This window comes from Geodermatophilus chilensis, from assembly GCF_002802985.1.
Lineage (GTDB): Bacteria > Actinomycetota > Actinomycetes > Mycobacteriales > Geodermatophilaceae > Geodermatophilus > Geodermatophilus chilensis.
On record NZ_NVPT01000227.1, the window covers coordinates 1 to 6962 of the forward strand.

The 6962-nt window shown below is 75.7% G+C and carries 10 protein-coding genes; 7 read left to right on the forward strand and 3 right to left on the reverse strand.

The window, feature by feature from the left end; genetic code table 11:
• Window positions 1-190 precede the first annotated feature (190 nt).
• The 4 genes from dapE to CNO22_RS24680 are packed head-to-tail and all read left to right on the forward strand — an operon-like array spanning window position 191 to window position 2972.
• Window positions 191-1315 (forward strand): succinyl-diaminopimelate desuccinylase, encoded by a 1125-nt coding sequence (gene dapE / locus CNO22_RS24665; protein ID WP_100501903.1) that lies wholly within the window; start codon window positions 191-193, stop codon window positions 1313-1315.
• The gene (locus CNO22_RS24670; protein ID WP_100501895.1) at window positions 1312-2151 is read left to right on the forward strand and encodes an LOG family protein; all 840 of its coding nucleotides are present in this window, start codon (window positions 1312-1314) and stop codon (window positions 2149-2151) included. Before dapE ends, CNO22_RS24670 begins: the two co-directional genes overlap by 4 nt.
• 7 nt (window positions 2152-2158) lie before the next feature.
• Window positions 2159-2524: a DivIVA domain-containing protein gene (locus CNO22_RS24675; RefSeq protein ID WP_100501896.1), complete on the forward strand. Its 366-nt coding sequence runs from the start codon at window positions 2159-2161 to the stop codon at window positions 2522-2524.
• A complete protein-coding gene (locus CNO22_RS24680) occupies window positions 2517-2972 on the forward strand; it encodes an SRPBCC family protein (RefSeq protein WP_100501897.1) in 456 nt (151 codons plus the stop codon). Before CNO22_RS24675 ends, CNO22_RS24680 begins: the two co-directional genes overlap by 8 nt.
• Here the strand turns inward: CNO22_RS24680 and CNO22_RS27985 are convergent.
• From CNO22_RS27985 to CNO22_RS24690, 3 genes are all read right to left on the reverse strand, one after another.
• Window positions 2960-3097: a hypothetical protein gene (locus tag CNO22_RS27985; protein ID WP_157937110.1), complete on the reverse strand. Its 138-nt coding sequence runs from the start codon at window positions 3095-3097 to the stop codon at window positions 2960-2962. The two genes, CNO22_RS24680 and CNO22_RS27985, sit on opposite strands and share 13 nt — an antisense overlap.
• Before the next feature lie 267 nt (window positions 3098-3364).
• Window positions 3365-4105 (reverse strand): cytochrome c oxidase assembly protein, encoded by a 741-nt coding sequence (locus CNO22_RS24685; protein ID WP_100501898.1) that lies wholly within the window; start codon window positions 4103-4105, stop codon window positions 3365-3367.
• A complete protein-coding gene (locus CNO22_RS24690) occupies window positions 4102-4557 on the reverse strand; it encodes a DUF2243 domain-containing protein (RefSeq protein ID WP_100501899.1) in 456 nt (151 codons plus the stop codon). Before CNO22_RS24690 ends, CNO22_RS24685 begins: the two co-directional genes overlap by 4 nt.
• A 79-nt stretch (window positions 4558-4636) precedes the next feature.
• Here CNO22_RS24690 and CNO22_RS24695 point away from each other — a divergent pair, with 79 nt between their 5' ends.
• The 3 genes from CNO22_RS24695 (at window position 4637) to CNO22_RS24705 (ending at window position 6738) form a co-directional block, all read left to right on the forward strand.
• Window positions 4637-5542: a DMT family transporter gene (locus tag CNO22_RS24695; RefSeq protein ID WP_100501900.1), complete on the forward strand. Its 906-nt coding sequence runs from the start codon at window positions 4637-4639 to the stop codon at window positions 5540-5542.
• A gap of 276 nt (window positions 5543-5818) precedes the next feature.
• On the forward strand, window positions 5819-6148 hold the full coding sequence (locus tag CNO22_RS24700; RefSeq protein WP_157937111.1) for a hypothetical protein: 330 nt from the start codon (window positions 5819-5821) through the stop codon (window positions 6146-6148).
• Between the two features lie 38 nt (window positions 6149-6186).
• Window positions 6187-6738: a DNA-3-methyladenine glycosylase I gene (locus CNO22_RS24705; RefSeq protein ID WP_232807329.1), complete on the forward strand. Its 552-nt coding sequence runs from the start codon at window positions 6187-6189 to the stop codon at window positions 6736-6738.
• Window positions 6739-6962: the final 224 nt, after the last annotated feature.

Here is a 6962-nt window from a genome sequence, read left to right on the forward strand (position 1 = left end):
TCCCCCTCCCGTCGCTCCACCCCTGCCCACCATGCGGGGCAGGGGTTGAGGTTCCAGGAGGGGGCAGGGGATGGAGTTCCAGGAGACAGACCAGCCGGATCGGCCGGTGGGGTGAACGGTGCGCAACGGGCCGGTGCCGCTGGCGCGCTGCGGCGGCTCGGCCATGGCGCCGCCCGTAGGCTCGGGAGTCGTGACCGACCTGCCCCCGCTGGACCCCGCCGCCGACGTCCTGACGCTCACCCGCGCGCTGGTCGACGCCCCGTCGGTGTCGGGCAGCGAGGGCGCTCTGGCCGACGCCGTCGAGGCGGCGCTGCGGGCGCTCGGCGGTCTCGAGGTCGAGCGGGTCGGCGACGCCGTCCTCGCCCGGACCGACCTCGGCCGCCCGACCCGGGTGGTCCTCGCCGGGCACCTGGACACCGTGCCGATCGCCGACAACGTGCCCAGCCGGCTCGACGAGGCCACCGGCCGGCTCTACGGCTGCGGCACCAGCGACATGAAGGCCGGCGACGCGGTGATGCTGCGGCTGGCCGGGCGCTTCGGCGTCCCCGGCGCGGAGCCCGCGCACGACCTCACCTTCGTCTTCTACGACAACGAGGAGGTCGAGGCCGTGAAGAACGGCCTCGGCCGGGTGGCGCGGGAGCGCCGCGGCTGGCTGTACGGCGACCTGGCGATCCTGCTCGAGCCCACCGACGGCGAGATCGAGGCCGGGTGCCAGGGCACCCTCCGGGCCCGGCTGGAGACGAAGGGCCGGCGTGCGCACAGCGCCCGCAGCTGGCTGGGCGTCAACGCCGTCCACGGGCTCGCCGGGGCGCTCGCCACGCTGGCCGCGTACCGGCCGCGGGAGGTGGAGATCGACGGCTGCCTGTACCGCGAGGGCCTCAACGCGGTCGGCATCTCCGGCGGCGTGGCCGGCAACGTCATCCCGGACGAGGCCGCGCTGACGGTGAACTTCCGCTACGCACCCGACCGGGACGAGGACGCCGCCGAGGCGCACGTCCGAGAGGTGTTCGCCGAGGCGATCGCGGCCGGGGCGACCCTCACGGTCACCGACAACGCCGGCGGGGCGCTGCCGGGCCTGTCCGAGCCCGCGGCCGCGGCCTTCGTCGCCGCCGTCGGCCGCCCGGCGCGGGCCAAGCTCGGCTGGACCGACGTCGCCCGCTTCGCCGCGTTCGGCATCCCGGCCGTCAACTACGGCCCCGGCGACCCGCAGCTGGCCCACACCCGCGAGGAGCACGTCCTCGTCGACCGGCTGCAGCCGGCCGAGGACGCGCTCGCCGCCTACCTGTCGACGCCCACGGACCAGGAGCGCGCATGACGACCACCCCGGAGCCCGCCAACGCCCGCAAGCCCCGGCCCACCCGCCACCGCGGCCCGGTGATGCTGCGCGGCGGGGAGCCGGACCCCCGCCTGCAGGGGACGACGACCGACGCGCGGCTGCTCGACCGCCGCGGACCCACCGACTGGGTGCACACCGACCCCTGGCGCGTACTGCGCATCCAGAGCGAGTTCGTCGAGGGCTTCGGGCTGCTGGCGGAGCTGCCCAAGGCCGTCAGCGTCTTCGGCAGCGCCCGCACGCCACAGGACTCGCCGCACTACGCCTCGGGCGTGGCGATCGGCGCGGCGCTGGCCGACGCCGGGTACGCGGTCATCACCGGCGGCGGTCCGGGCGCGATGGAGGCGGCCAACCGCGGCGCGTCGGAGGCCGGCGGGCTCTCCGTCGGCCTGGGCATCGAGCTGCCGTTCGAGCAGGAGCTCAACGAGTGGGTCGACGTCGGCATCGCGTTCCGCTACTTCTTCGTCCGCAAGACGATGTTCGTGAAGTACGCGCAGGCCTTCGTCATCCTCCCCGGCGGCTTCGGCACCCTCGACGAGCTGTTCGAGGCCCTCACCCTGGTGCAGACCCGCAAGGTGACCCGCTTCCCGGTGGTGCTGTTCGGGTCGGAGTACTGGTCCGGGCTGGTCGACTGGCTGCGGACGACGATGGTGCCCGCGGCGACCATCAAGGACACCGACCTGGACCTTTTCACGGTGACCGACGACGTCGACGAGGTCGTGCGGATCGTCCAGGAGGCCGAGAAGGCGCGGCAGGCCGGCGACAACGGCGGCGGGATGCGGGCCTTCCCGGTGGACGACGCGCCGAGCGACGCCTGAGGCCGGGGTGCTCGAGGCGGTCGTCTTCGTCCTCACCGTCGCGGTGGTCGGCGGGCTGCTGTTCCTCGGCGGCTCGGTGCTGCTCGGCCGGGGGGAGACCCAGCCGCCGGCCGATCCGGACCGCTCGCCGCTGGAGCTGCCCGAGGACCGGCCGGTCACCGCGGACGACGTCCGCGGGGTGCGCATGTCGGTGACCGTCCGGGGCTACCGGATGACCGAGGTCGACTGGCTGGTCGAGCAGTTGGCCCAGGCGCTCGAGGAGCGCGACGCGGAGGTCGCGGCGCTGCGCGCCCGGCTGGACGAGGCCGGGCGGACGGCGCCCGGTGCGGACGACGCCCCAGCGGGCGGGAACGGAGCACGGAGCGATGCGTGAGCTGGTGGAGACGGTGGTCGTGGACGCCCCGCCGCAGCAGGTGTGGGCCGCCCTCACCCACTGGACCCGCCAGGGGGAGTGGATGCTGCTGACCGACGTCGAGGTCACCGGCGGCGACCCGCACGCGGTCGGCGGCCGGCTGGCGGCGCGCACCGGCCTGCCCGTGGGACGACGGCGCCGCGGCGTGCTGGACACGATGGTCATCACCGAGTGGGACCCGCCGCGGCGCGCCGTGGTCCAGCACACCGGCCGCATCGTGCGCGGGCCCGGGGTCTTCGAGGTCACGCCCCAGGGCGCGGGCTCCCGCGTCACCTGGACCGAGCAGCTGTGGCTGCCCTTCGGCCTGCTCGGGCAGCTCGGCTGGCCGCTGGTGAAGCCGGCCGCGGTGGCCGGCATCCGCCTCTCGTTGAAGCGGTTCGCCGACTTCGCCCGCCGCTACACCGGCTGACCCCGATCGCCTTCCGCGCGCGGAAGGCGATCGGGGGTGACGGCGTCGCGCCGGGAGCGGGCGAACGCCAGCGCCTCCCGGGCCAGGGGCAGGTCGGTCGCCGGCTCGCCGTCGGCCAGCGCCACCCACTCGCGGTAGGGCCGCCCGCGCCCGCCGAAGGGCCCGCCTCGCCCGTCGGCGAGCAGCGCGGCGACGCGGTCCTCGGGCAGCTTGGCACCAGCGCGCCACGCACCACCAGCGCGCCACGCACCACCATCGCGAAGGCCGCTCCGTCGACCTTCAGCGCCCGCGAGCCGAAGCGGCGGGGGCCGGTCGGATCGGGCGGGGTCACGTCGGGCTCGACGGCGAGGGTGTCGACGAGGGCGGCGAGGCGGGCGGCGGCGTCCACCCGCTCATGCTGCCCCGACGGCGGCCGCGGGAGGTGGTCCGGCGGCACGGACGGCGGCGCGGCTGGTGTACCAGCGCCGCCACAGCACGGCGGCGACGACCGGCGTGACGACGCTCCCGCCGTCCCACATCAGCCGCGCGCCCTCCGCGGCGTGCGCCATCCCGGGCAGGGGAGCGGCGTACAGCCACGTCGCCAGGACGTCGTGGGAGGCCGCGCCCGCGGCCAGGGCGCCGGCGCGCACCCCGACGCCGCGGCGGTGCGGCGCCGGGTCCACGGCCAGCACCGCGGCGGTCGCGAGGTACCCGCTGACCAGCACGTGCAGCGCCACCGCCGCACCCAGGGCCGGGCGGTGGACGGCGGCCGCGTGCAGCCCCGTGCCGTACAGCAGCCACAATCCGACCGCGTTGGCCGGGACGGCGACCAGCGGGTCGGTCGCCCAGCGCAGCGGCGGGGTGCGCAGCAGGCGGACCAGCCGCCGGCCCGCCGTGACCGGGAGTGCCCGCAGCGCCAGGGTGACCGGGGCGGCCAGCACCAGCAGCAGCGGTGCCACCATCCCCAGCAGCAGGTGGCCGGCCATGTGCAGGCGCAGGTCGCCGTGCGCGGCCGAGAGGACGACGCCGACCGCGGCCGCGGCCAGGCCGGCCAGCCAGGACGCCGTCCGGCGGAGCCGCCAGGGCGTGCGCCGGCCGGCTGCCACGTACAGCGCGCCGGCGCCCACCAGCGTGAGGACGGCCGGCGCGGTCACCGGACGGGGCGGCGGCGGGCCCGCAGCAGGAGCGCCGTGCCGGCGGCCAGCAGCACGACGGCGGAGGCGTTCCAGGCCAGGTCGTAGCCGGTGAGGTCGACGCCGTAGCGGACCTGGTGCACCCGCAGCAGCTTGTGGTCGACCACGCCGTCCCACAGCTGGAAGGCCCCGGCACCGAGCAGCACGAAGGCCCACCAGCGGAGGGCCTGGAACACACCGCGGCGGCGCAGGTCGGCCAGCAGCGCCAGCCCGGCCACGACGGCCGAGAGCGTGGCCGCGTGCAGCAGGCCGTCGGAGACCAGGCCCACCGTCCCGCTCGCCCGGTCGTAGAAGGAGTGCCAGGCCAGCAGCTGGTGGAAGACGATCTCGTCGACCGACCCCATGAGGCCGGCGCCGAACAGCAGCCCCGAGGCCGCCAGCCGCCGTCCGGACGGGGGAGGGGCAGCGCGCACCGTCGGGCGGTGCCCGGTGGGAGGTCCGGGAAACGCCCGGGCAGGATGGCGGGGTGCGGGAGTACGGCGGGGGACGGCGGTGAGCCGTCGTGGCTGGGCGCTGTTCCTGGCGATGTCGCTGATCTGGGGCGTGCCGTACCTGCTCATCAAGGTGGCCGTCGAGGAGCTGCCGCCGGTGGTCGTCGTCTTCGGCCGGTGCGTGCTGGGCGCGGCGCTGCTGCTGCCGTGGACGGTCGCCCGCGGCCAGCTGCGGCCGGCGCTGCGGCGCTGGCGGCCGCTGCTGGCCTTCACCGTGCTGGAGATGACCGGCCCCTGGCTGCTGCTGGCCTACGCCGAGCAGACGCTGTCGAGCTCGCTCACCGGCCTGCTCGTCGCCGGGGTGCCGTTCGTGGCCGCGCTGGCCGGCCGGCTGACCGGCGAGGAGGAGCGCCTGGGCCGCGTCCGGCTGCTCGGCATGGGTCTCGGCGTGGTCGGCATCGCGGTGCTGCTCGGTCTGGACGTCGAGGGCCTCGCGCCGCTGCCGCTGCTCGCGGTCGCGCTGGTCGTCGTCGGGTACGCGACCGCGCCGCTGATCGTCAGCCGGGCGCTGCCCGACGTGCCGGGCGTGGCCGCCGGCGCGGTGGCGCTCACCGTCACCTCGCTGGTCTACGCGCCGTTCGCCGTCCCCCGGCTGGGCGAGGCCGCGCGGGCGCCCGCCGACGCGCTGCTGGCTGTGCTCCTCCTCGGGGTCGTCTGCACCGCCGTGGCGTTGGCACTGTTCTTCGCGCTCATCCGCGAGGTCGGCCCCCAGCGCGCGCTGGTGATCACCTTCCTCAACCCGGCGGTGGCGGTGCTGCTCGGGGTCCTCCTGCTGGACGAGCCGTTCACCCTCGGCCTCGCGGTCGGCCTGCCGGTCGTGGTGCTCGGCTGCGTGCTGGCCACCCGCCGCAGCCCGGTGCGCCGCGACCGCGCCGAGCTGGGCGACGTGGACGCCGCCGTCCCCTGAGTCACCCGTCCGGGGAGCCGGGCCCGTCCCGCCTCAAGGAGCAGGGGTCGGTTGCCCACCTCCACCGGGCGGACGCTGCCGTTCGCGGTCTACCGCGACGTCGGCGACCTGGGCGGTCAGCGACGACGGCCGCTACGTCGCCCTGGTCACCAGCAACCGCGTCACCACCGCCTTCCCCTCACAGACCTGGTCGACGGGCCTGGCCTACCGCGTGGACACCGTCACCGGCGCCGTCGTCCCCTGGGGACCGGGCAGACGACGGTGTGGGAGCACCGGGTGGAGCTGGACCCCACCGGCCGCCACGCCTTCTACTCCACCGCCGCGGCGGCGCTGCCGGCCGACACGAACGGGCACACTGACCACTACCGGCGCGACCTCGACGGCGGCGTCCCCGGGCCGCTCGTGTTGGTCACCGCGGACGCCTCCGGGCGGGCCACCACCGGCCCCACCGGAGCGGTCACGCCGGCCGAGTACGGGCGGCTGCTCGCGATCACCGGCGACTGGGTGCTGGTGACGACGTCGCAGCCGCTGACCGCGACCGACGGCAACCGGCTGCGCGACCTCTACACCAAGGACCTGCTAACCGGCGCCGTGGGCCTGGACTGAGCCGGGACAGTCGGCGGCCCCGGTTACCGTGCCTGCCCGTGGACCGGATCCGCTGTGCCTGGGGGGACAGCGCCCCCGAGTACGTCGCCTACCACGACGAGGAGTGGGGGACGCCGCTGCACGGCGACGACGTCCTCTTCGAGCGGCTCTGCCTCGAGGCGTTCCAGTCGGGGCTGTCCTGGATCACCATCCTGCGCAAGCGCCCGGCGTTCCGGGCCGCCTTCGCCGGCTTCTCGATCGACGCGGTGGCGGAGTTCGGCCCGGACGACGAGGCGCGGCTGCTCGCCGACGCGGGCATCGTCCGCAACCGCGCCAAGATCGCCGCCGCCATCGCCAACGCCCGCGCCGCGCAGCGGGTCCCGGAGGGGCTCTCGGCGCTGCTGTGGTCCTTCGCGCCCACGGCTCCGCGGCCCCGCCCGGCCACCCTCGCCGACGTCCCGGCGACCAGCCCGGAGTCGACCGCGATGGCCCGCGAGCTCAAGCGCCGCGGGTTCGTCTTCGTCGGCCCGACGACGGCCTACGCCCTCATGCAGGCCACCGGGATGGTCGACGACCACGTGGCGTCCTGCTTCCGCGCCACCGTGGTCTGACGCCGGTCCACGGCCCCGTGCCGGGCCTGGCCTCCTGCAGGGTCCCACCGCGAGCCTGCGAGGGGTGGGGCTGCCCCTTATACACATCTGACGCTGCCGACGGCTCCTTACGTGTACATCTTCGCGGTCACAGCTCCATCAATGACACTATACTTCTGTGTAGACCAGTACTCACTGACTCATACTTCCACGCATATACACGTAGTCCCTACCCTACAGTCCAT